Here is a 21,503-nt window from a genome sequence, read left to right as displayed (position 1 = left end):
CGTTCTCCTTCTTGTCTTTATTTTTTCGTAGATTCCTTCAAAAACATCACGACGCCTACAACAATAAGCACAACAGCACCGATAGAGGACCCGAGCAGCTCAAAAATCCGGTTCAGCCAGGCCGGCTTGCTGCTTACAAGAAACAGGAATACGCCCCCGATAATCAACAAGTAGCCGATCGTGCTGCCTTTTGGACCTTTGGATGACCTTTTGCTGCCCACGGTATCCATCGTATCGGAATAAAGCCCGCCCCACCCGGAATTGACTTTGTCGGTCTGTTGAAGCGCATCAAAAATGTTGTAGAAATAAATGACCGGGATGAACAAGGAAAATAATACGATCAACGGAATGCTTGCACTTGCATTGGTCGCAAAAAACACAATGGCGAAAATATCTGCAATCAGTAGAAGCATCAGCATCATGCCCCGCTGCATCAACCCAAGATAGAGCTGGCCCGTGCCTGGAATCAAAAATGAGAGCAGGCAGGCTACAAGCTTGCTTTTTCGCGGGGCCGCGCGAAACGGGTCGTAAGGAGGCTGATTAGGAGGCACCTGGTTCCATCGCTCCATTCGCTCCCTCAAAAACGCGTCTTCCTTTTCTTCTTCATTTAAAAACGGCTGCTTGCGCTGCTCCTCCATATACGATTAACCTCCATTCGTTCAAATGAACTGATTCGATGCTCATATTGTTAAGCTTTCCAAATGGACTTGCTAAGAAAATAATAACTGGACGGAAAGTTGATGTACGATCCATCCCAATGCGGCGACCTTGCTTTGGACGTCGTCCCCCCACTGCTCCGCATTAATGGACATGATTTTACCCAGGACCCCTGAGGAGATGAACACGTAGGTCGCTGCCGTAGCCACTAATCCGTGCACCAATTCATTATGCCATCTTCCTTTGGCTTTGGAAGCATGGCGGGCAGCAGCGGCTACTCGAAGGGTTTGCTCCCGGGACTCTCTCCCGATAGCCCCCATGACTTTGTCCGTCAATTCCTCCGGCGCCTGGAGCAGAGGCACTTGATCCAATAGAGACTCCATGTCAAGATAAGCGCGGAGCCGTGTCCGGCAGTCGGGGCAGCCTTGGATGTGCCGTCCGATCTTCTTCAATTCCAGCTCAGAACAGGCGCTATTTAGAAATCGTAGCAGATGATGATCGTCCGGATGCAGATAGCTTTTGTTCATGATTGCGTACCTCCTGCCATTTTTGTTTGAGCAGCGCTTTTCCCCGATATAATCTTGTCTCTATCGTTTTCATAGGAAGCTGTGTCGCTTCGGCAATTTCTTGATAGGACAGCTGTTTGTAATGATACAAATACAGGATAAGTCTGTACTTGTCGGGCAGCTCCGATAAAAGCTTCAGGATAGTCTGCTGCTCTTCCTTTTGCAGGGCTGCAGCTTCCGGCTCTTCCTGACGATTGCCGAACCAGTTCTTCATCTTATCCAGTAAAGCCTCATAAGGCCTGCGCCGCTGGGAGCGGCGGTAATCGGTGACCAGGTTGACTGTCAGCCGGTAAACCCAGGTCGTAAATTTGGCATCGCCACGAAAATGAACCAACGACCGATACAGCTTGATAAAAATTTCCTGCGTCAAATCTTCGGCGGTTTCGCGATGCTCAACCATGCGATACACGAGCGTATAAATGTAATTCTTATGACGCTCAATCAAGAGACGGTAAGCCTCCTCATCGCCTTGACGGATCTGTTCAACCAATTGCTCATCCGTCAATTGTTCCATCGTTTCACCGCCTTCGGTTATGTTGTTATACACTATTGGACGGCAGAAGCTGTCGGACCCCTTCAAAAATCGTAAATATTTTTTCGTTCCATAAGAACAGCATGTATGATCGCGTCCTGGCAGGAAGGAGAACTTTTTCACATGAGCCTATTTTACCACGGTTTCCTCTCATCGGACGAAAATGTTTGGGTCTTGGAGTTGACTTCCCTTCCTGTGACGCTACACTTAGAATGTAGAGAATGAAACGTTTAAAGCCATTCCATGCAAAAAGAATGAACGGAGGAACTCCATTGACTGCATCTTACTCAGCATTGACGGAAAGAAAACAAGCCATTCGCCGTCTGGCAGCCCGCAAAGCGCTCGAGCTGCCTGTTCTGCCCAGCGGCTTCTGGTTTCATAGCGACGTGCGCGATAATTTTTATTATGCGATTCATCTGTTCTCTTATTGCACAGATCTGCAGGCTAGCTCCGAAATGAGCGAAGCCGAGCGCCAATCCGCCCTCGATTTGGCCTCGAACATGATAAGCCGGGTATTAAGCTTGCAGGTGCAGGACCCTGAAAACCCGATGTACGGCCATTGGCCGCTTAATTTGGGCAGCGATCCCGCCTTAGCCAAGCCTAACCTCCTTCCGGTAGAGCTGATGGGCTGTCTTATTATTTTATTTTATAACCAATTCCAGCATGTGCTTCCTCTCGGCCTGAAGAGCGAGCTGAATCTGTCGATTCTTCATATTTACCAAAGCAGCGTGTATCGCCAGCCGATCAAGCAAATTCATCACCATGAAGCCAAGCATACTTCCTTGAAGCTCTTGCTCGGTCATCAATTCGACGATCAAGAACTGCTAGAGCAGGGACTTCGATTCGCCAAGCAGCAGCTTCGGCATGTGAAAACGTTCGGCTTCAAGGAGTACGGGGCTCTTCCATGGCATTGGCACTGGATTCAGTCGTTCGCCTGCGTGTGGGAAGTCGTAGATGATGCGGCGGTTCGCGAGACGGTGAGTGAAATGCTGGACCACCTCTGGAACCTTCGTGCGGACTCGTATTTAAAAGGGGCCTGGGTCGGCGCCCAATCGCGCCAATGGCCGCATGACGGACCGAAGGACAATAATACGCTGCTCGATTATATCCAGTTCGGGGATTTCCCGATGCCTGCCGTCATTACGCGTCTGGAAGGGGCAAGCCTCTATACTTACCAGGTGTCGGAGGACATTGTGAAGCGCGCAGTAGAGCGTGACTCCGTGAAGGAGCTGAAGCGCAAAATTCAGTTCGCTGAGGTGGACGGGGAAGTAACCGAGGAAGCTCATCTATACACTTATATAACACCGGACTACGCTGTAGGCGGTATTTGGGAACGCCGGGATGAATTCGACAACGAGCAGCAGCGATGGGATGTTACGCTGCCTCTGACAGACCCGGCCGCCGCTATCGGGGTGAATCAGGCATTCTTCTTCCATCCGGGAAATAAATATAAAGAAGGAGACGATAGACATCAAAGCCGGTACGGTCAAGTCCTGTTCCATCAGGATTCCGTGGCGCAGCTGTGGGAGGTTCCTGCTGAGGATCAGGAGGCTTATCCGTCTCTTATCGGCTGTCTGCCTACAGGGGAATGGTCGTTTGACGGGCGCAGCGGCTATGGCCGAATCGGCAACGTATACGCGGTATTTCATCTAATGAACGATTTCCATGCCGAGGAGAAGCCGGACCGGGTATCCATCACAAGTCCCTTCGTTGGCGGCGCCAATGGTGTCGTCATGGAGGTGATGTCCTCCAAGGAAGCGGAGCAGCTGGGAATCCGCGATCTGGAGCAGTTCACATCCCGCATGAGGCTGTCCCCAGCCCAATTTGCGGCTAATACCGCCGATGCCGCCGGTATCGAGGTCTCGTATGAGACAAGAAGGAAAGACGAGCTGAAGCTCGGGACTGCGGCGGGATATGAAGCAGCCGTGAACGGCGAGTCCATCCATTGGGATGATTATACTATCTTTTAAATAGCGCAAACCTCAAAAAAACGTGATGCGGACCAACCGTATCACGTTTCTGCTTTTTCATAAGGGATTCTCTTGTGAAACACAGTAAGCGTCACATTAGGAGCAATCTCCAGCACCTGGCCTGCTTCATACCCATGCTTTCCGTACAGCAATACAGCAGGCTCGTTGTTCGTGCCGGTCGATACTTTCACGGCCATCCCCGGCATGGCGAATTGCTCGGCGTACTGCAGCAGCTGCGTGGCGATGCCACGGCGAAAAAACGACGGGTGAACCATCAGCCGGCATATCGTGAGCTCTTTCGTGCCTTGCTTGACCGATACGGCGCCTGCCAGCTGCTGCCCTTCATAATAACCGAAAAACTGCTCGCCGGATTCCCGAATCGTCTTGGGCGAATCAAATAAGGGAGGAATTTCATCAAAGCCAATCCGTTCCGCTTCCACCCGGTAAGAGAGCTGCTGCAGCATCAATAGCTCCAGTACTTGGTGGTTGTCCTCTATATCAATAGGTTGAATCATATCGTCCTCTCTCCTCGCAGGCAGGTCATTATCCCTTTGCAAGTCTTCTAGATGAAAGTAAGTATACAACAGAAATCCCCTTATTCCAATCGTTTCCATATCGAGGCTACTTTCATTCCTCATCACGAGTGTTACCCCCGCAAATGTTCTATGAATGAAAAAAACAGTCTCCGCTCCGCAAGGAGCGAAAACTGTTCTTATCTCGTTATTGATTCAAGCATTCCACGATGAGCTTGTTAACAAGCCCCGGGTTCGCTTTTCCTTTGGTTTCCTTCATAACCTGTCCAACCAGGAAGCCGACAGCTTTATCCTTACCAGCCTTGAAATCGGCGACGGACTGCGGATTGTTCGCAACGACTTGTTCAACCACTGCTTTAATAGCACCCTCATCGCTGATTTGGACAAGCCCCTGCTCCTCCACGATCGTTTGCGGAGCTTTACCGGTTTCCAACATCGCTTTGAAGACGGTTTTGGCGATTTTGTTGCTGATCGTTCCTTTCTCGATCAACCCGATCATTTCGCCCAAGCCTTTGCCGGTCACCTTCACATCCTGGAATTCCAGGTTGTTCGCGTTCAGGTACCCTAGCAAATCGCCCATGATCCAGTTGGACACGGCTTTGGCATCCTGGGTATATTTCAGGCTTTCCTCGAAGAAATCAGCCAGCTTGATTGAGGATGTGATAACCTCCGCGTCGTAGCTTGGCAAGCTGTACTCACTGACGTACCGTGTTTTACGGGCGTCAGGAAGCTCAGGAATGCTGGCGCGGACACGGGCCTTCCACTCGTCGTCGATATATAGACGAACCAGATCCGGGTCCGGGAAGTAACGGTAGTCATGCGCTTCTTCTTTGCTGCGCATCGTCAGTGTCTTGCCCTGGGCTTCATCCCAGCGGCGCGTCTCCTGCACCACTTCGCCTCCGCTGTCCAAAATATCGGCTTGGCGCCATTCTTCATACTCGAGCCCCTTTTGAACACCCCGGAACGAGTTCATGTTCTTCAGCTCCGCGCGCGTTCCGAACTTTTCTTGCCCGAAGGGACGGATACTGATGTTCGCATCGCAGCGAAGAGACCCTTCCTCCATCTTCACGTCGGATACGTCGCAATACTGCATGATCGCCTTCAGCTTCTCCAGGTAAGCGCGAGCCTCCTCAGGAGAACGCAGATCCGGCTCGGATACGATCTCGATCAGCGGCGTACCTACGCGGTTATAGTCGGCGAGCGATGCGTAGCCGCCGTCCACGTGGGTCAGCTTCCCTGCATCCTCTTCAAGATGAACGCGGGTGACGCCGATTCGCTTCGTCTGGCCGTTCACTTCAATTTCAATCCAGCCGTGCTCGCCGATCGGCTTGTCGTATTGGGAAATTTGGTACGCCTTCGGCGAATCCGGATAAAAGTAGTTTTTACGGTCGAACTTGCTGTCCGTCGCGATTTGGCAGTTCAAGGCCATAGCCGCTTTCATCGCATATTCCACCGCCTGCCGGTTCAGCACAGGCAATACGCCGGGATAGCCCAGGCAGACCGGGCATGTATGAGTATTCGGCGGAGCTCCGAATTCCGTGGAGCATCCGCAAAAAATTTTGGACTTCGTATGCAGCTCAACGTGAACTTCCAGTCCGATGACCGTTTCGTATTTTGTTTCGGTTGCTGACATGCTGGCTTGCTCCTTTCTCTATTCTGTTACAGCTGAGGACGCTGCTTGTGGTGATCGGTATTTTGCTCATAGGCATGCGCCACACGCAAAACCGTCGATTCGTCCAGCGCTTTCCCGATGATCTGCAAGCCAACCGGCATGCCGTCCGCAAGTCCGCAAGGAACGCTGATCGCAGGGATTCCCGCCAGGTTCACCGGAATCGTCATAATATCGTTCAAATACATCGTCATCGGATCATCAATCTGGGAACCGACTTTAAAGGCCGTCGTCGGGGCCGTAGGTCCGATAACCACGTCATAGTTTGCAAAGACATTATCAAAATCCTGTTTAATCAATGTGCGCACCTTTTGCGCCTTCAAATAATAAGCGTCGTAATAACCGGAGCTAAGCGCATAGGTACCTAGCATAATCCGGCGCTTTACTTCCGGACCGAAGCCCTCGCTGCGGGATTTGTGGTACAGATCCAGCAGGTTTTTCGGATTGTCGGCACGGACGCCGTAACGAACTCCGTCAAAGCGCGCGAGATTAGACGAAGCTTCGGACGAAGCCAGCAAGTAGTATGCAGCTACGGCATACTCGGTATGAGGCAGCGATACCTCCTCGACAATTGCGCCAAGACCTTCAAGCACTTTCAGCGCGTTAACAATCGCTTCGCGAACCTTCGGATCAATGCCTTCGCCCATATATTCCTTAGGCACGGCAATCCGCAAGCCCTTCACGTCCCCTGTCAGAGCGCTCAAATAATCCGGAATGTCCACCTTCGCTGAAGTGGAGTCCTGCGGGTCATGGCCTGCAATAGCTTGCAGCAGGTAAGCACTGTCCTCCACATTTTTACTCAATGGACCGATTTGGTCCAAGGAGGAGGCGAAGGCCACCAGACCGAAGCGCGATACTAATCCGTAAGTCGGCTTCAGCCCTACAATGCCGCAATAAGCAGCCGGCTGACGGATGGAACCGCCTGTGTCAGAGCCTAGGGAGAAATAAACCTCTCCCGCTGCAACAGCTGCAGCCGAGCCGCCGCTGGAGCCTCCCGGAACATGCTCCAGGTTCCATGGGTTATACGTCGTATGGAAGCTCGAGTTCTCGTTAGAGCCCCCCATCGCGAATTCATCCATGTTCAGCTTGCCGATCGAAACCGCTTGCGCTTCCTTCAGCTTACGGACTACCGTAGCATCATAAACTGGCTCGAAATTGCGCAAAAATTGGCTCGCGCATGTCGTCGTAACCCCTTCAGTGACGATGTTGTCCTTGATTCCGACCGGCAGGCCGAACAGCAGTCCTCTGGACTGGTCGGTGCCGAGCTGCTCGTCCAAAGCTTTGGCGGCTGCACGGGCATTCTCTTCATCCAGCTTCAAAAACGCCTTCACCTTTTCCTCTACTTGTCCGATCCGGTTGTAGGATTCGTTCACCAAGTCGGAGACGGATAGTTCTTTGGCATGAAGCCGGTTATGTATGTCCTGTAATTTCAGATCAAATAAAGACAAAACTGCATCCTCCCTTCAATAATGGCTGCGATTATTCCAGTACGGCAGGTACTTTGATTTGGCCGTCTTCTTCATCCGGCGCGTTCAGAAGCACTTTCTCAATCGGCAGAGACGGTCTTGCCACGTCCTCGCGCATCACATTGGAAAGCGGCATCGGATGGCTGGTCGGCTCTACACCGTCTGTATCCAGCTCGTTCAATTTCTCGGCATATTTTAAAATGGCGTTCATCTGCACGGTTAAAAGTTCCTTCTCCTGATCGCCTAGCTCAAGTCGCGCCAATTTGGCGACATGCTCAACATCTTTTATTGAAACACTCATGGACTGCCCCCCGCTTCATAGTCTTTCCTGTCATTATTTTCGACAAAATGGACGAAAACTCATCCTTATATTATAAACCAGATGAATATTGAACTCAATTACCTAATTCCAGCCCTGATGCGAACCCCAAATACAAAGAAACAGCCCGTAAACGGAGCGTAACGTTCCGAACGGACTGCATACTAAGGCCGGACACCGGAATTACCCGAGCTTTGAATTAGATCCAAGCCTTTAAATTGATTTGTTTGATAAATTCTTCCTGCGACTGTACATCCTTCGCCGCTTCCGCCTGCTCCTCCGGCTCTTCGTCCCCGTTCATAATCCGCCGGAACAGCTCTTCATTCCTTGTGGCCAAAGCAAAATCGATCAAAGCTTCCCGCTCCAAACGGTCTACTTCCTGCTGAATCAACACTTCCTCCAGCTCGATATCATCGGCCGAGACGAAGAAATGCTTATTTATTTTAGGTACACGTACCACGTAATCAAACACATTATCCGCATTCCGGTCATACGCGATGATATATCCGTAATCTCCAACGGGCAAATTTTGCTCAAACCTGTCTGCGACGATATATACCTTCTGTCCCAAACGCAGCATATGCCATTCCTCCCAAGACTAACGTGCCTATCTGATTCATGCCCGAATTGGATCCCTGATGAGCTAGTAAGAAACAATCTCATTTAAGTTTATTAAGTCGAGCCATGAGTATTGGTATACGTTTATGATTAATTCTACTAATTTTATCATCTTTTTTGGGCATAAGCAATGATAGACAAGCCTGACGCCCCTATGAAGATTTGCTATATTTACACCGGCGGAATTCCGCGGACATTTTCCCTCTTTAATGCAAGGAACCGGCCAATATGCGGCACAGTTTGCCTGCAGCGTATTGCGGGAGACCAGCCATAGACTCTATGGATTACTACAAAGCAAGCTATTCCCGTGTGAATCTTAAGAGACGGCTGTGCCAGCCAGGCCTGCATGAAGCAGAGCACCGGCTAGCTTTCGACCTTTCCCGCAGCGGAACGCGCAATTTGCTCGAACAGCTCTTCAAAATCCTCCACCGATAACGGCTTGCTGAAAAAATATCCTTGGGCTTCATTGCACTTGTTGTTTTGCAAAAAATGAAGCTGCTCTATCGTCTCTACGCCTTCGGCAATCACCTTCAGATTCAGGTTGCGGGCCATGGCCAAAATAGTCATAATGATCTCCCTGTTATCGGTAGTATCTTTGACCTGGCTTATAAACGATTTGTCTATCTTCAGCGTATCGATTGGGAATTTATTCAAATAATTCAAAGAGGAATACCCGGTTCCGAAATCATCGATTGCTATCTGGATGCCCAGCAGCTTTAAGGAATTCAGCTTACCTATTACATAATCCTCATTATACATGGCGATGCTCTCGGTAATTTCCAGCTCCAAGAGTCTCGGATCCAGACTCGTCTCCTTCAGCACCTGCCGGACATAGTCAACGAGATTTTGCTGTTGAATCTGGCGGGCCGACAGATTGACCGATACGCGCATAGGAGGAAAGCCCTTCTCCTCCCACAGCTTGATTTGCTTGCAGGCGGTGTACAGGATCCATTCTCCCATTGGAGCAATCAAGCCGGTCTCCTCTGCCATCGGGATAAATTCCAACGGGGAAATGAGCCCGTTCTCGGGATGAATCCACCGTACCAATGCTTCGACTCCGACGATCTTCCCTGTGATCAAATCGACCTGAGGCTGATAATACAGCGTCAGCTCCTCGCGCTCCAGCGCCTTGCGCAATCCTTTTTCCAGCGCGGCTCTTCGCACGATCTTGTCCTTCATCTCCAACGCATAAAACTGGTAGTTGTTGCGTCCCTGCTCCTTGGCGCGGTACATTGCGATATCGGCATTTTTCACCAGCGTATCGATATCTTCACCGTCGCAAGGGAACATGCTGATCCCGATACTAGGGGTGACGGACAGCTCCTGGCCTTCATACAAGGCAGGACGCGACAACAGCTGCAGGATTTGCTCGACCTTCTGTTCGGTAGCTTCGCGGGAATAGCCGGGCAGAAGCAGAACAAATTCGTCTCCTCCTATCCGGGAGCCCATCTCGTTGCCGCCGGCCATGCCCTGGATTCGCTGAGCGACCTCCTTCAGCAAATAATCCCCGCTGGAATGACCGAACGTATCGTTGATCCATTTAAAACGGTCCAAATCCAGGAAGAGTACCGCAATGGAAGAGCCATCCTTTTTAACCGATTCTAGCGTCTTCGTAAAATGCTCGTTGAACAGCCTGATGTTGGGCAGACCTGTCAAAAAGTCGTAATTGGCGCGAAATTCTATCTCCGCATTCTTGTCCTTCAGCTCCTGCGTATATGCTTCCAGATTCATGGACATCGTATTGACCCGCTTGGACAGCCAGCCCAGCTCATCATTTCGATTAATCGCAATCTTGGCGCCGAAATTGCCTTCGGCGATTTCATTCACCTTATACAAAATGTGGTTAATTGGACGTACGATATAGTCCGCAAGCAGGAAGCTTACGAACAGCACGAACAGCAGAATAATCAAGGAAATAACAATATTGTTCAGCAGCTGCTCATTTAAAATATCCTGAATGATTTGATAATCCGTCACGACCCCGATGATATACGGGTTGTCGGATTGAATCGGAATGAACGTCTTCAGTACCTTTTTCCCGTTCGATTCCGTTACGACACTGATCAGCTTGCCCGATTGAAAGGAAGCCAGGACATTCTGAACATCGTTAGCTTCTTTATACGCATATTGTCCAAACTGAATATCCCGGTTTACCAAATCGACGTACTTTTGCCCGTTCACCTCGGTATACAGCGGAGGTTTGCCAAACGTTCTGGGGTTAAAGCCAGTAATCTCCAGCACGCTTGTATTGTTTTTCAATATTTTCTCCAGGATGGATTCCGGACCAAGGATCTGCTGGAATTTCAGGATTTGGGTATCCCGAATATAGGGATTAATAATGTAATTGGTTGTGCCGTCGTAATAGTAGCCCCACTTGTCGACATGATCCGGGTCCGATGCGGCGATATTTACCGGCCCCGACCAGAAGTTAGGGAGCTTCTGGCCTTGGGCTATGGTTACATTATGATGATCGAACAGCTGGTTGAATGCATCGAACCAATAATCCCAGTCCTTGGTGCTCATATCGATTTCCTTCGCATCCGATGACTTGCCGCCCTTTATGTCGTTGCCTTCCCGTTGTAAAAGCGTGATGTGGGAAACCCCTAGTTTTTCGGAAAGCCGCACAAGCTCTTCATTCGATATGTTGTTAATGTCAGGATCCAGAGCATTCTGCGCTGCAATCGCCACGGCCCGTAATTTATTGCCAATCAAATCTTCCACATACTGCGCGCCGAATTGGGACTGTTCGATGGAAATCCCGATCTGCTTCGCCAGGATATCCGTTTGCTTTTCCTGATCCTTCATCAGCAGGTCGCGGGAAAAGTAATAGTTCAAACAGTTGTACAAGCCCATAATCAGCGTTACAACAAGAATAAAGGTCAAAGCTAGTTTTTTTCTAAGAGGCAAAGGAATCCCTCCATCCAGACCGAGTCACGGGACTATGATGTCATGCGTAATATTCGAAGTAGTTTTTCTCTGTTTCCCATAAACCGACTTTAAAAAGCTTAGGAATGCGAGGCGCCAGCATTTCGCAAATCACCTTGACGACCACATCCGATGTAGGATTCAAATCCTTAAATTCTTCCGTATCCAGATTCAAATGCTTATGATCAAACTTTTTGATGACCACTTCATCTACGATATGATCCAGATCCGCCAAATTCATGACCATGCCGGTTACGGAATCCGGCTCTCCTTGTACGGTGACTTCCAGATAATAGTTGTGGCCGTGCCCGTTAGGGTTGTTGCATTTGCCAAAAATCCGCTTATTCTCCTCGTCGCTTAACAAGTAGCTGTGAAGACGATGCGCTGCGCTGAAATGATATTTTCTAGTCAGACGAACCATAGAATCCCTTCCCTTCTCCGCATGCAAATAATGATTTTCTCTTAAAATCAATTGATACAGCTCGCAATCCGGAAACTTGCCGTCCAGTGCCTCCCACAAATACCGGACGATATTTTCCGTCGTCGGCATATGCTCTTGAAAATACGGGTGCTCCCTGTCCAAAAACTTGCCGTCCAGCTCCGACTCTATCAAGCCTTTGGCTACTCTATCAATGTCGGTAATATTGACGACGATACCCGACTTGGGGTCCAGCTCACCCCGAACCATAATCTCCAGGACATAATCGTGTCCGTGACCATGACGATTGCTGCATAATCCAAACACTCTTTGATTTTCTTCTTCCGTCCACTCATCAACCCAGTACACATGGGCCGCGGAAAAATGAAGCTTCCTGCTTAAATAAATCATGTGCTTAGCTCCCATCTTTGGAATGAATGTTTACGTTGCAGTCTGAAGTTGTTATGTAATAGTACTACAGTACTCCTTTGGGCGGGGTCATTTTGATTTCATCCATACGGACATGCAGCGGAGTTTGCGCGATGAAAACAGCTGCCCGGGCAACGTCCTCGACCTGAAGCATATCGTCCTTCGAGAAGCCCTCAACGCCCTTCCACAAGTCTGTGTAAGTCGCCCCCAAGCACAGCTTGGTCAAGTAAACGCGGTGCGGGTACCACTCTTCGCTCAGCGCCTCGCCTAATCCGTTAAGCGCCTGCTTGGAGGATGTATACATGGCTGATTGCGGCAAAGGCCGCTCCGTCATGATGGAGGAAATGTTGATCACCCGGCCGCCTTTGTCTTTCATCAAGGGAAACGCCTGCTGAATGCACTGCATCGGACCAAACACGTTGGTAGCGTATGTATTCTCCCAGTCCTCGCGCTCGAATTGCTCGAACGGCTTGTTAATCATTACCGCCGCATTGTTGACGAGAACATCCAAGACCCCATGATTTCGTTCAATCACGCGAAATGCTTCCTGAATACTGTCCTCCGAACGCAAATCTAACGGCAGATGGATGAGATTTTCCGAACTTTGCAGCTCGTTAGCACCGCGGCTTCCTGCATAAGTCATGTAACCGTTTTTAGAAAGCTCCCTGCTGATAGCTTCGCCAATGCCTCTCGATGCTCCTGTTACTAAAGCGATCTTTTGTTCCATAATGCTGCTTCTTCCCCTTCCTACGGTTTAAATTCCGGCATGGGCCGAAAGCCCTCCATCTATAAAAAATGAAGCGCCATTCACATACGAGCTCGACGGCCCGACAAGATAATAAGCCAAATCCGCCACTTCCTCGGGGGTTCCAACCCTCTTGACCGGGGATTTCTCAATGATGCGGGCGTGGTGATTATTGACCTGCTGTTCCTGGACCCCCATCTCCGTATCGACAAAACCCGGACACAAGGCATTACAAGTGATCCCGTAGGGTCCCCACTCTGCGGCAATAGACTTCGTAAAACCGATAATTGCGTGCTTGCTCGTTGAATAAGCGACGGACTGAGCTCCGCCGAGAACGCCGAAGATCGATGACAGATTCACAATGCGCCCGTAGCCCGCTTCTTTCATTCTGGGAAGCAAATATTTGCAGAAGAGAAACATGCTCTTGATGTTGGTGTTCATGATCCAATCCCATTCCTCCTCGCTTACCTGATCGATAGCGTGATAGGGACCGCCTACTCCTGCGTTATTAATCAGCACGGAGGGAATTCCCCAGCGGTGTTCAATGATACGCAGAGCTTGTTCAATGTCTTCCTTCTTCGTGACGTCGCATGGAACGACCTCGGCCTGTCCTCCATGCTTGCGGATGTCTCGTGCCTTCTGTTCGGCCGACTCCACGCTTTTGTTAGCAATGAAGATAACCATTAACTTTTCCGAGGCCAGCTTCTGCGCGATAGCCGCGCCGATTCCCCGACCCGCACCTGTAACTACAGCGATATCCATCCGTCTTCTCCTAAATCAATTTCTCAACAAGATTATTTCATTCCATTATCCTTTCGACAAATGTAGATATTACCCTGCATCCTTAAGCTAACTTTTAAATGAAAAGTATATTTTATTGCATAAAATGGGGCTGAAAGTCAGTTTCGGTTGAAAGTTGTTCTTATTTGGAGAACAAATGGGGCCATTACTGCTTGCGGACGGCATACACCATATGAATCCAATCGTTCAGCTGCTGCTGAACCGTAATGAAGCCCCGGTCCCGGAACCATTGAAGCAGCTGGGAACGGTCTGCCGGATGCTTCCCGGTAAGCTCCGCCACAAGCTTCGAGTTCCCCGTCCGCCTAAGCTCGAACAGCTTCTCGTCAGCCGCTTGGGCATGCTCGAACATGAGACTGGTGATAACCATCCTCCCTTGCGGCTTTAATACCCGATTCATCTCTTCTAGCGCAAGCAGCTGCTGCTCTCTGGTCAAATGGTGGAAGGCCATATGGGTCGCAACAAAATGAAACTGCCCTTCAAAGAACGGCAGCGCCAAAAAATTGCCCAGCTTGGCACAAATAGCCGGGTATTTGCTCCGGCATTTGGCAAGCATTTGCCTGGACTGCTCCACTGCGTACATCGTCGCCCCTTCTTGCTGTAACCTCCCCGCCAAATTGCCCGTCCCGGCGCCGATGTCCAGTCCTGTTTCTCCGGGCTGCGGAGCAAGCCACTGTACGGTATAGGACAGCCCTCTCTCGTACTCTTCCGAAGAGGCGATGAAGCCTACCGGGCTCGTGCTGACGCTGGTCTGATCGAACCGTTCGGCCATCAGATCATACCCCCAGCGGTCCTCCCAGGCGGATCGGGTGCGCTTCAATTGCTTGATCTGGTCGGCTAGCGTAAACAGATCGTCCAGCCGGAGCGGCTCCATATCCCCTGATTTCTCAATCAGCTTGTCCATGGCAGCGAGCACCTGCTTCCACTCCACCCACTGGTCAAATAAGACGGCACGCTGCAGCTCCAAATAATGCCGGTAAGTCTCCCTATCCCCGCTGTCCGCATAATGGAGAAGCTTGGCGATGACATCAATGCCAAGTCCGATTTCCCGGAACGCGGCTATCGTTTGAAGGCGCCACATATCCTCCTCCGTATATCGGCGGTACCCGTTCTCTTCATATTCCGGATGAAGCAAGCCCTTCTCCTCATAAAATCGGATCGCTCTCGGCGTTACGCCCAGCCGCTTGGCGAGCTCGTTGATTTTCATATGCAGCCTCCTAAAGAAAAAGCGCCGGTTGGTACCGGGGCCGGTGTACCCTTAGAAACTGGATGGTCTAATGATCATCCAATTGGATGGTTTCGTTTGCAGGATCTTCTTGTACAATGAAAATTGTAATCATGGCTAATGAATTTGTGAACATGAGAAGGTGATCCTGTGAATCTGACCGTATTTTACATCCTTATATTCATTGTAGGCATGTTCGGGCTTATTGCCACCATAGCCGTCGGTATATCGCAAAAAAATAAAGAAGGCAACCCGTCCTACGATAAAAGTACCGGAAAAATCTTCCTGCGGCTCTCTATCTATTACATTATAACTATCGTAGGCGGCTATCTGGTCTATGCTATTTGGGCCTTCAGCTAACCATTGAAGCATTCACTTTCGCGCTTCCTCGTCCGCTGCAATCCTTTTATCTTATAGCCCCACGTCGTTTAAGTCCAGGATTGACCCTATTTGACCTTCATACAAGCTAACTACTAAATTAAGCAAGGGCACCCCCAAATGGCTAATAAAAGCCGTTTCACTGGGATGCCCTTGCTTATATTCACGGGATCGATAAGATGCAGGTGAGCTTGTGTTGAGTTCGGCCCCCCGCTCCTGCGGCAGAAATCCGCTGAAGTCCCTTACCCCCATACAAGGCGGATAGGTTTGTTGGATTTATTCATTCTGAGCAGCAGCTTTGGATTTTCTATGACTGCACAAAAATTCTCATTTTCATATTCCCTCACCTATTCCCAATATTATACAAAACTAAGGGCTTACAAGGAAGAATTCTATGAATTTCGGAAGGGAACCGCAATGGTAAATATATAAATGCCGTTCGAATGGGTTAATTTTAAAGCACCTCCGTGCAGCTCGATAATGTTTCTGGCGATGGAAAGTCCTAATCCGGCACCCGATTGGATGCCTTCGCTGCTCCGGGAGTTATCGACTTTATAGAATCGATCAAATAATTTATCCTCTTGTTCTTGCGTGAGGGGTTGACCTTTATTTTCGACCTCGATATAAAATCGATGCTCGTCCGACTTCAAAATAGCACAAATCGTTCCCGGCTTAACGGAATACTTGACGGCATTCATCAATAGATTATCGATAGCTCTGGCCATTTTACCGCTGTCTATCAAAGCCATAACAGGGGAATCACCTGTCTTTTTAATGACCTGAATTTCGTTCTCCTCCGCAAGCGGTTCGAACTCAAACAGCATCTGATCCAGAAGCTGACGAACATCAATCGTTTTCAAATCTAATCGGATGTCGGAAGTGGTAAGACGCGTATATTCAAACAAATCATCGATCAGCTTTTTCAAATGAATGGCTTTGTTGTACGTATTCTGAACAAACCGTGTATATTCTTCTCTGTTTTGAAATGAATCCGATCTTAGCAGCTCCAGATAGCCAATAATACTAGTAAGCGGCGTCCGCAAATCGTGGGAAACACCTGTAATCAGCTCCATTTTGGAGCTTTCCATACTGCGTTCCCTTTCGATCTGCTGCTGCAATCGTTCTGTCATCAAATTGATGTTAAAGGCGACCTGCCCGAGTTCATCCTTACGTATAAGGGGAACTCTATAGTTCAAATTGCCTTCGGAGATGGTTTGAAGCCCATCAGCCAAAGCTATAATGTATTTAACCATGCGGCGGGTTAGTTTATAAAAAGAAAAAACGAAAGCTATTACAAAACAAACAGGGGCAAGATTAACAAAATAATATCCTGCTTGAAATCGATTAATAAATAGGCCGGCGCAAAATGCTACAACGAAGAAAGTAATACATGCGATGATGAAGCTGAAAGCAAATGCCCAAAATAGTTCAAAGCGAATGCTTCTTTTGCCTTTTATTAGGTCGGACCCGTTATTTTTCAACTTTGTACCCTACTCCCCAAACAGTTTTAATATAGCGCGGCTCTCTTGGGACATCCTCTATTTTCTCACGTAAATTCCTAATGTGGACCATCACCGTATTATCTGAGTATCCGGTCGGTTCCTTCCACACGCTTTCATAAATTGTATCCGCGCTAAATACTTGACCGGGGTGACTTGCAAGCAGCTCTAATATGGAGAACTCTAGCGGCGTCAGCGAAATCTCTTTTCCTTTCATAGTTACGGAATGCTTGGCCTTATCTATAATCAGATCCTGAATATGGATTAGGAAAGCATCCGGTTCTTTCTCCATGAGCGTTTGCCGCCTTAACTGAGCTTTGACCCGGGCCAGTAATTCCAACGGATTGAACGGTTTGGCCATAATCGTCGGCACCTATGGTGAGGCCTGTAATTTTATCAATGTCCTCTTCCTTGGCCGAGAGCATGATAATAGGAAGCATGGAGGTTTCCCGGATTTTCAGGCAAGTTTTTATGCCATCCATTCGGGGCATCATCACATCTAATATAATCAGGTGAACAGGGTTTGACTTTAATAGTTCTAAGGCTTCCAGGCCATTAGCGGCTTCTATAACATGGTATCCTTCATTCCGCAAATATACATGAATGACATCCCGAATTTCCGAATCATCATCGACGACAAGCACTGTAACCATTAGGCTTTGCTCCTTTTCCGGCTTTTTAGAATCAAGAAAATGAAGATCCCTACAAGCAAGGCAAGGCCGGCGTATAAACCGTAGTGATAAAGCATGGTCCCCATTGTCTCTACATGGCTGCCTGCAAATTGGCCGATTACAAAAAAGACAGCCGTCCAAACAAGACCCGCTGTATAAGAATAAAGGATATAACGGCGAAAGGACATTTTATTAATGCCGACTAAGTAGGGAACAATATGCCTGACCACCGGAATAAAGTAGCTGAAGCTCAAGGCAAAATTGCCATATTTGTTTATCAGTCGTTCTGACATTTGGATGTGCTTCTCCATATTTTTTTTACGCCGAAGCTTATCCAGTACCCTCGAACCAAAAAATCTGCCAAGAATATAACCAAGGGATAACCCGGAAATAACTCCTAAATAAGTGACAATAAATGCCGGGGTCGAATGGAGTACACCCGCTTTGCCGATAGCTCCTCCGGTCATAACCACAACCTCATCCGGTATTGGCATCCCGACAATTCCGAGCCATAACGCAAAGAATAAAGCAGCATAACCGAACTGTGCAATCCAATGAATCAGCGTGTCATAATTCACTTAAAGCCCCTCCTTTATCTGCATGTATAAACAAAAGCCGGAGGAAAATTAAAGGGCGCGAAATCGCTGCTTCCGCTTCTCCTTCATTTCCCTTATTTTTTCAGTTACTGACTCGCTCATGCAGTTTTTATATTAACGGATAAATCTAAGGAACCAATGGAGATATTTCTTAAGAAAATCTGAAGATATAAGGCAGCCACCATGATCCCATCACCTAGCCATGTTTAAAGTAGAAAAGTCCTGATAAACCAAAAATCGGAAGCAACTACTTCATCCTACCCCTGCTTTGTTCCCCCTAAACTCTTCTCGCTCAAAAAATAATGTGTGTGCAGAGTCATCAGCCCTTTGACAAAAACAAAGCAACGTAATAAAATATTTTTACGTAAGTATAATACTGTATGGAGGTTGGTTAGGTTTGCAGCAGCAGGATATTATGGAAAGCTGTCTCATCCAGTCGCCGGATCAAGCGATGGCCCTGCTGAATCCGCTCCGTGCGGACATCGTTTCACGGCTCATAGAGCCTGCTTCGGCTGCCGAGCTGGCGAGAATGATCAACGAGCCGCCTCAACGGATGAACTATCATTTGAAGGCGCTGGAGAAAACCGGTTTAATTCGCAGAGTCGGTACGAGGCAGGTTCGCAATCTTGTTGAGGTGCTGTATCAGTCCATCGCCAAAACTTTCGTTTTGGCCGAATCATTGAGCTTGTCCGAGGAGACGATCGAGCGGCTGAAGGAGCACGGGTCATTGGCCCAGCTCATCACAACCGCAGAGCAAATGAAGAAGGACGCGGTCTATCTCATGGAGCATTCGGAGAAAGGCACCGAAATTCCAAGCGCTACTCTGCAGATGGATGTCCCTCTGCTCGACGGCGAAGACCGGGAAGCTTTTATTGCCGATTACGTGGATATGGTAAAGCAGCTGGTTGGAAAATATGCAAAAGCCGCCGATAACGGTCAAAATTCACCCCTCTATAAGGTGATTTTGTCTGTCTATCCGAAGGCTGCGGAAGGAGAGCCATCCAAATGAGTGAGAATACGATTCATGAAAGTGAAGCAAAGGAGCACGTAAATGCTGCCGGAACATCGGAGACTGTAAAACCGTCTGCCCCTTTGCTTGTTATCAGAAAAAATGCCGATTTGGGAGAAAAGGTATCTTCAGAGCCCCTCACTAAGGTTGTGGATTTGGAGCAATACAGGTCAGGCCAAAGCCAGGTTATTTCTGAAGAGGCTCTGGTTCAGGAATGGCAGCTGAATACGGAAGACCAAACACCGCCAGTCAAGCTCATCATGGTATCTTCCGGATTCGGCGGCAAACGAAGCTACATGTCGAGACAAACGGATATTCAATGCAAGGCCGCTTAATACATGGAACCGGCAGGTTCGACAATGAAATGGAGGTAGGAGCATGAGCTATATTCCTATGGTTATTGAGCAAGAGGGCCGCGGTGAACGGTCATACGACATTTATTCCCGGTTATTGAAGGATCGCATCGTGTTTCTTGGCTCCGAGGTCAACGATCAGGTAGCGAACAGCATTATTGCGCAGCTGCTCTTTCTGGCAGCAGCGGATCCCGAGAAAGATATCCATCTGTATATCAATTCTCCGGGCGGTTCGACCACTGCCGGGCTTGCCATCTACGATACCATGCAGTTTATTCAGCCGGATGTATCGACGATCTGCGTCGGATTCGCCGCTTCGATGGGAGCGGTTCTGCTGACAGGGGGAGCAAAGGGCAAACGGTTCGCGCTTCCGAATTCGGAGATAATGATCCATCAGCCTTGGGGCGGTACCCAAGGGCAAGCGTCCGATATCCAAATCCGTGCGGCGAATATTATGAAGACGCGGAATACGCTCTACAAAATTATCTCTGAAACCTCCGGACAGCCCTTTGAAAAAGTGGAGAAGGATTCAGACAGAGATTATTTTATGAGCGCTGTTGAGGCCAAGGAATACGGGCTGATCGACAAAGTGATCGAACGGGTACAGCCGTAAGATTTTTTCGAACGAATACTTGAAACAAAAACCAATAAGCTCCCTTTCGATTACTTGGGAAAACACAGCGGTTCAATGAAAAAACAGCCGGTTAGACAGTGAATTCGCTGCCTTTCCGGCTGTTGACTTATTAAAGGGCGGGCTATATCCGGATCAGGCCTTCCCGGGTAACGGTCAGCTTCTCAAATCCGGCATCGGTAATCGCATAGCTGTTCTCAATACCGACAACCCCGCGCTGCGGGAATGTAAATTTCGGCTCTATCGCTATGACCATTCCTTGCTGGAGCGGATAGCTGAAGCCTTTGGCCAGTACGGGAAGCTCATCGATTTCGAGGCCGATCCCATGACCAAGAAACTTGACCTGATCGTCGCCAAAGCCCATATAGTGACCGCTTAGGCCCGCATCATGCGCCATAAGCAGCGAATGCATATACAGCCGCTCGCATACCGTCCCCGGCCTCAGCATCTCTTCGACGCTGCGGAGGATTTGCTCCGACGTATCATACGCCTGGATGAGGTCCTCCGGCAAATCGCCTATCACTACAGTCCGCGTCTGATCGATCACATACCCGTCGATGCAGCAGCCGACATCCAGCAAAATCGGCTCGTTGGCTTGAATCGGCCGGCGGCTGACGCTTTGCGGAACCGCGGCGCTCAAGCCCCTTCCCCCTGCCGGACCGTCAAAATAGCTCGGAGTAGCGGCGGCATCTCCGGCCCCAACCATCCCTGTAATGACCTCCTGGTTATACCCCCGCATCCTCATGACCCCTATATGGCCTTGAAGGCGAATAAACTGTTCGATACCGGCCATTAGCTCCAGCTCCGTCATCCCTGGCTTAAGGATGCCCAGAGAATGCTCGAAGGCAAGATCGATGACACGCGCCGCTTCCTTTATACAGGCTATCTCTGAAGCGGACTTGATCATCCGCAGCTCACGGACGATTGTCGAACCGTCCACCCATTCGACATCGGGCAGCACATTTTGCAGCCTCATCAGCTGCTGCACCGGCAGCACGTCAAATTCCGCCGCAAGCTTCAGCCTGCGGGAGCCTGCGGCCTGCTGAAACAAAGGGCTGAACACTTCGGCAAGCCGCTTCCCAAAGCTGCGAAATGAGCCCAGCGCCTCTACCGTTATCGCCGATTCCTCCTGTGCCCTTACGACACTGCGGCGCACGAAAAAAATAGCCTCTCCGTCACACGGGACAAACAAATAGCCGGTCTGCATAGAGCCTGTAAAATAATATAAGTCCACATTTTGAGTAATCATGCAGCCGTCCATCCGGCTCTGACGCAAACGCTCCTGCAAGCGTTGAATACGCAACACATTTTCCTTCAATGTCATTCACTCCTAGGTACCAATTGGCTGCTGTCTCTTTTGTTAGAGTACCCCATCTTCTCCATGCTTTCAACAAGCTTTGGAGAAGCCTAGAAATAGAAAATGTAAATCGAGTAGGTGAGGGCGCCTAGCCCTCGACCTCTCACACCACCGTACATGCGGGTCCGCATACGGCGGT

Annotated in this window: 21 protein-coding genes and 1 pseudogene; 5 read left to right on the top strand and 17 right to left on the bottom strand. The window is 49.3% G+C overall.

Annotation, left to right across the window (positions count from 1 at the left end):
- Window positions 1-17 precede the first annotated feature (17 nt).
- The 3 genes from ABEA66_RS09645 to ABEA66_RS09635 all read right to left on the bottom strand — a co-directional run bounded on the left by ABEA66_RS09645 (window position 18) and on the right by ABEA66_RS09635 (window position 1,737).
- Complete coding sequence (locus ABEA66_RS09645) at window positions 18-638, bottom strand: hypothetical protein (RefSeq protein ID WP_079913376.1); 621 nt, start codon at window positions 636-638, stop codon at window positions 18-20.
- A gap of 72 nt (window positions 639-710) precedes the next feature.
- Window positions 711-1,184 carry an anti-sigma factor family protein gene (locus ABEA66_RS09640; RefSeq protein WP_345587405.1) on the bottom strand — a complete coding sequence of 158 codons (474 nt, stop codon included), beginning with the start codon at window positions 1,182-1,184 and terminating at the stop codon, window positions 711-713.
- A complete protein-coding gene (locus tag ABEA66_RS09635; RefSeq protein WP_079913378.1) occupies window positions 1,129-1,737 on the bottom strand; it encodes an RNA polymerase sigma factor in 609 nt (202 codons plus the stop codon). Before ABEA66_RS09635 ends, ABEA66_RS09640 begins: the two co-directional genes overlap by 56 nt.
- Window positions 1,738-2,027: 290 nt before the next feature.
- Here ABEA66_RS09635 and ABEA66_RS09630 point away from each other — a divergent pair, with 290 nt between their 5' ends.
- A complete protein-coding gene (locus tag ABEA66_RS09630; RefSeq protein ID WP_345587404.1) occupies window positions 2,028-3,725 on the top strand; it encodes a hypothetical protein in 1,698 nt (565 codons plus the stop codon).
- Between the two features lie 41 nt (window positions 3,726-3,766).
- Here the strand turns inward: ABEA66_RS09630 and ABEA66_RS09625 are convergent, their stop codons facing one another.
- The 10 genes from ABEA66_RS09625 to ABEA66_RS09580 all read right to left on the bottom strand — a co-directional run bounded on the left by ABEA66_RS09625 (window position 3,767) and on the right by ABEA66_RS09580 (window position 14,852).
- A complete protein-coding gene (locus tag ABEA66_RS09625; RefSeq protein ID WP_345587403.1) occupies window positions 3,767-4,240 on the bottom strand; it encodes a GNAT family N-acetyltransferase in 474 nt (157 codons plus the stop codon).
- A 205-nt stretch (window positions 4,241-4,445) separates the two neighbouring features.
- On the bottom strand, window positions 4,446-5,891 hold the full coding sequence (gatB, locus tag ABEA66_RS09620; protein WP_079913380.1) for an Asp-tRNA(Asn)/Glu-tRNA(Gln) amidotransferase subunit GatB: 1,446 nt from the start codon (window positions 5,889-5,891) through the stop codon (window positions 4,446-4,448).
- Window positions 5,892-5,917: 26 nt separating this feature from the next.
- Window positions 5,918-7,375, bottom strand: a complete 1,458-nt coding sequence (gene gatA, locus ABEA66_RS09615) for an Asp-tRNA(Asn)/Glu-tRNA(Gln) amidotransferase subunit GatA (RefSeq protein WP_345587402.1) — start codon at window positions 7,373-7,375, stop codon at window positions 5,918-5,920.
- A gap of 31 nt (window positions 7,376-7,406) precedes the next feature.
- Window positions 7,407-7,694, bottom strand: coding sequence for an Asp-tRNA(Asn)/Glu-tRNA(Gln) amidotransferase subunit GatC (gatC, locus tag ABEA66_RS09610; RefSeq protein ID WP_079913382.1), 288 nt, complete (start codon window positions 7,692-7,694; stop codon window positions 7,407-7,409).
- Window positions 7,695-7,911: 217 nt separating this feature from the next.
- On the bottom strand, window positions 7,912-8,292 hold the full coding sequence (locus ABEA66_RS09605; protein WP_079913383.1) for an ATPase: 381 nt from the start codon (window positions 8,290-8,292) through the stop codon (window positions 7,912-7,914).
- A gap of 401 nt (window positions 8,293-8,693) precedes the next feature.
- Window positions 8,694-11,237, bottom strand: a complete 2,544-nt coding sequence (locus ABEA66_RS09600) for an EAL domain-containing protein (protein WP_256865521.1) — start codon at window positions 11,235-11,237, stop codon at window positions 8,694-8,696.
- Window positions 11,238-11,277: 40 nt separating this feature from the next.
- Window positions 11,278-12,084: a 6-carboxytetrahydropterin synthase gene (locus ABEA66_RS09595; RefSeq protein ID WP_079913385.1), complete on the bottom strand. Its 807-nt coding sequence runs from the start codon at window positions 12,082-12,084 to the stop codon at window positions 11,278-11,280.
- A 64-nt stretch (window positions 12,085-12,148) separates the two neighbouring features.
- The gene (locus ABEA66_RS09590; RefSeq protein WP_345587401.1) at window positions 12,149-12,829 is read right to left on the bottom strand and encodes an SDR family oxidoreductase; all 681 of its coding nucleotides are present in this window, start codon (window positions 12,827-12,829) and stop codon (window positions 12,149-12,151) included.
- A 27-nt stretch (window positions 12,830-12,856) separates the two neighbouring features.
- Window positions 12,857-13,609: an SDR family NAD(P)-dependent oxidoreductase gene (locus ABEA66_RS09585; RefSeq protein WP_345587400.1), complete on the bottom strand. Its 753-nt coding sequence runs from the start codon at window positions 13,607-13,609 to the stop codon at window positions 12,857-12,859.
- A gap of 184 nt (window positions 13,610-13,793) precedes the next feature.
- Window positions 13,794-14,852, bottom strand: a complete 1,059-nt coding sequence (locus tag ABEA66_RS09580) for a MerR family transcriptional regulator (protein WP_345587399.1) — start codon at window positions 14,850-14,852, stop codon at window positions 13,794-13,796.
- A 168-nt stretch (window positions 14,853-15,020) separates the two neighbouring features.
- On the opposite strand from ABEA66_RS09580, the gene ABEA66_RS09575 reads away from it, so the two are divergent.
- Entirely contained in the window at window positions 15,021-15,230 is a 210-nt protein-coding gene (locus ABEA66_RS09575; protein WP_079913389.1) for a hypothetical protein, read from the top strand.
- A 410-nt stretch (window positions 15,231-15,640) separates the two neighbouring features.
- Here the strand turns inward: ABEA66_RS09575 and ABEA66_RS09570 are convergent, their stop codons facing one another.
- The 3 genes and pseudogenes from ABEA66_RS09570 to ABEA66_RS09560 form a co-directional block, all read right to left on the bottom strand.
- On the bottom strand, window positions 15,641-16,501 hold the full coding sequence (locus ABEA66_RS09570; RefSeq protein ID WP_377741015.1) for a HAMP domain-containing sensor histidine kinase: 861 nt from the start codon (window positions 16,499-16,501) through the stop codon (window positions 15,641-15,643).
- A gap of 217 nt (window positions 16,502-16,718) precedes the next feature.
- Window positions 16,719-17,400, bottom strand: a pseudogene (locus tag ABEA66_RS09565) (response regulator).
- Window positions 17,400-17,996 carry a DedA family protein gene (locus tag ABEA66_RS09560; RefSeq protein WP_345587397.1) on the bottom strand — a complete coding sequence of 199 codons (597 nt, stop codon included), beginning with the start codon at window positions 17,994-17,996 and terminating at the stop codon, window positions 17,400-17,402. The pseudogene ABEA66_RS09565 and the gene ABEA66_RS09560 overlap by 1 nt, the downstream one beginning before the upstream one ends.
- A 415-nt stretch (window positions 17,997-18,411) precedes the next feature.
- Here ABEA66_RS09560 and ABEA66_RS09555 point away from each other — a divergent pair, with 415 nt between their 5' ends.
- The 3 genes from ABEA66_RS09555 to clpP are packed head-to-tail and all read left to right on the top strand — an operon-like array spanning window position 18,412 to window position 19,989.
- Window positions 18,412-19,023: a helix-turn-helix domain-containing protein gene (locus ABEA66_RS09555; protein WP_345587396.1), complete on the top strand. Its 612-nt coding sequence runs from the start codon at window positions 18,412-18,414 to the stop codon at window positions 19,021-19,023.
- Complete coding sequence (locus tag ABEA66_RS09550; RefSeq protein ID WP_345587395.1) at window positions 19,020-19,358, top strand: hypothetical protein; 339 nt, start codon at window positions 19,020-19,022, stop codon at window positions 19,356-19,358. The genes ABEA66_RS09555 and ABEA66_RS09550 overlap by 4 nt, the downstream gene beginning before the upstream one ends.
- A 43-nt stretch (window positions 19,359-19,401) precedes the next feature.
- Window positions 19,402-19,989, top strand: a complete 588-nt coding sequence (gene clpP / locus ABEA66_RS09545; RefSeq protein ID WP_345587394.1) for an ATP-dependent Clp endopeptidase proteolytic subunit ClpP — start codon at window positions 19,402-19,404, stop codon at window positions 19,987-19,989.
- A gap of 142 nt (window positions 19,990-20,131) precedes the next feature.
- Here clpP and ABEA66_RS09540 read toward each other — a convergent pair whose 3' ends face one another.
- Window positions 20,132-21,331, bottom strand: coding sequence for a M24 family metallopeptidase (locus ABEA66_RS09540; RefSeq protein WP_345587393.1), 1,200 nt, complete (start codon window positions 21,329-21,331; stop codon window positions 20,132-20,134).
- Window positions 21,332-21,503: the final 172 nt, after the last annotated feature.

The organism is Paenibacillus vulneris (genome assembly GCF_039543185.1).
GTDB classification, from domain to species: Bacteria; Bacillota; Bacilli; order Paenibacillales; family NBRC-103111; genus Paenibacillus_S; species Paenibacillus_S vulneris.
This window is presented reverse-complemented; position numbering and strand designations above follow the sequence as displayed.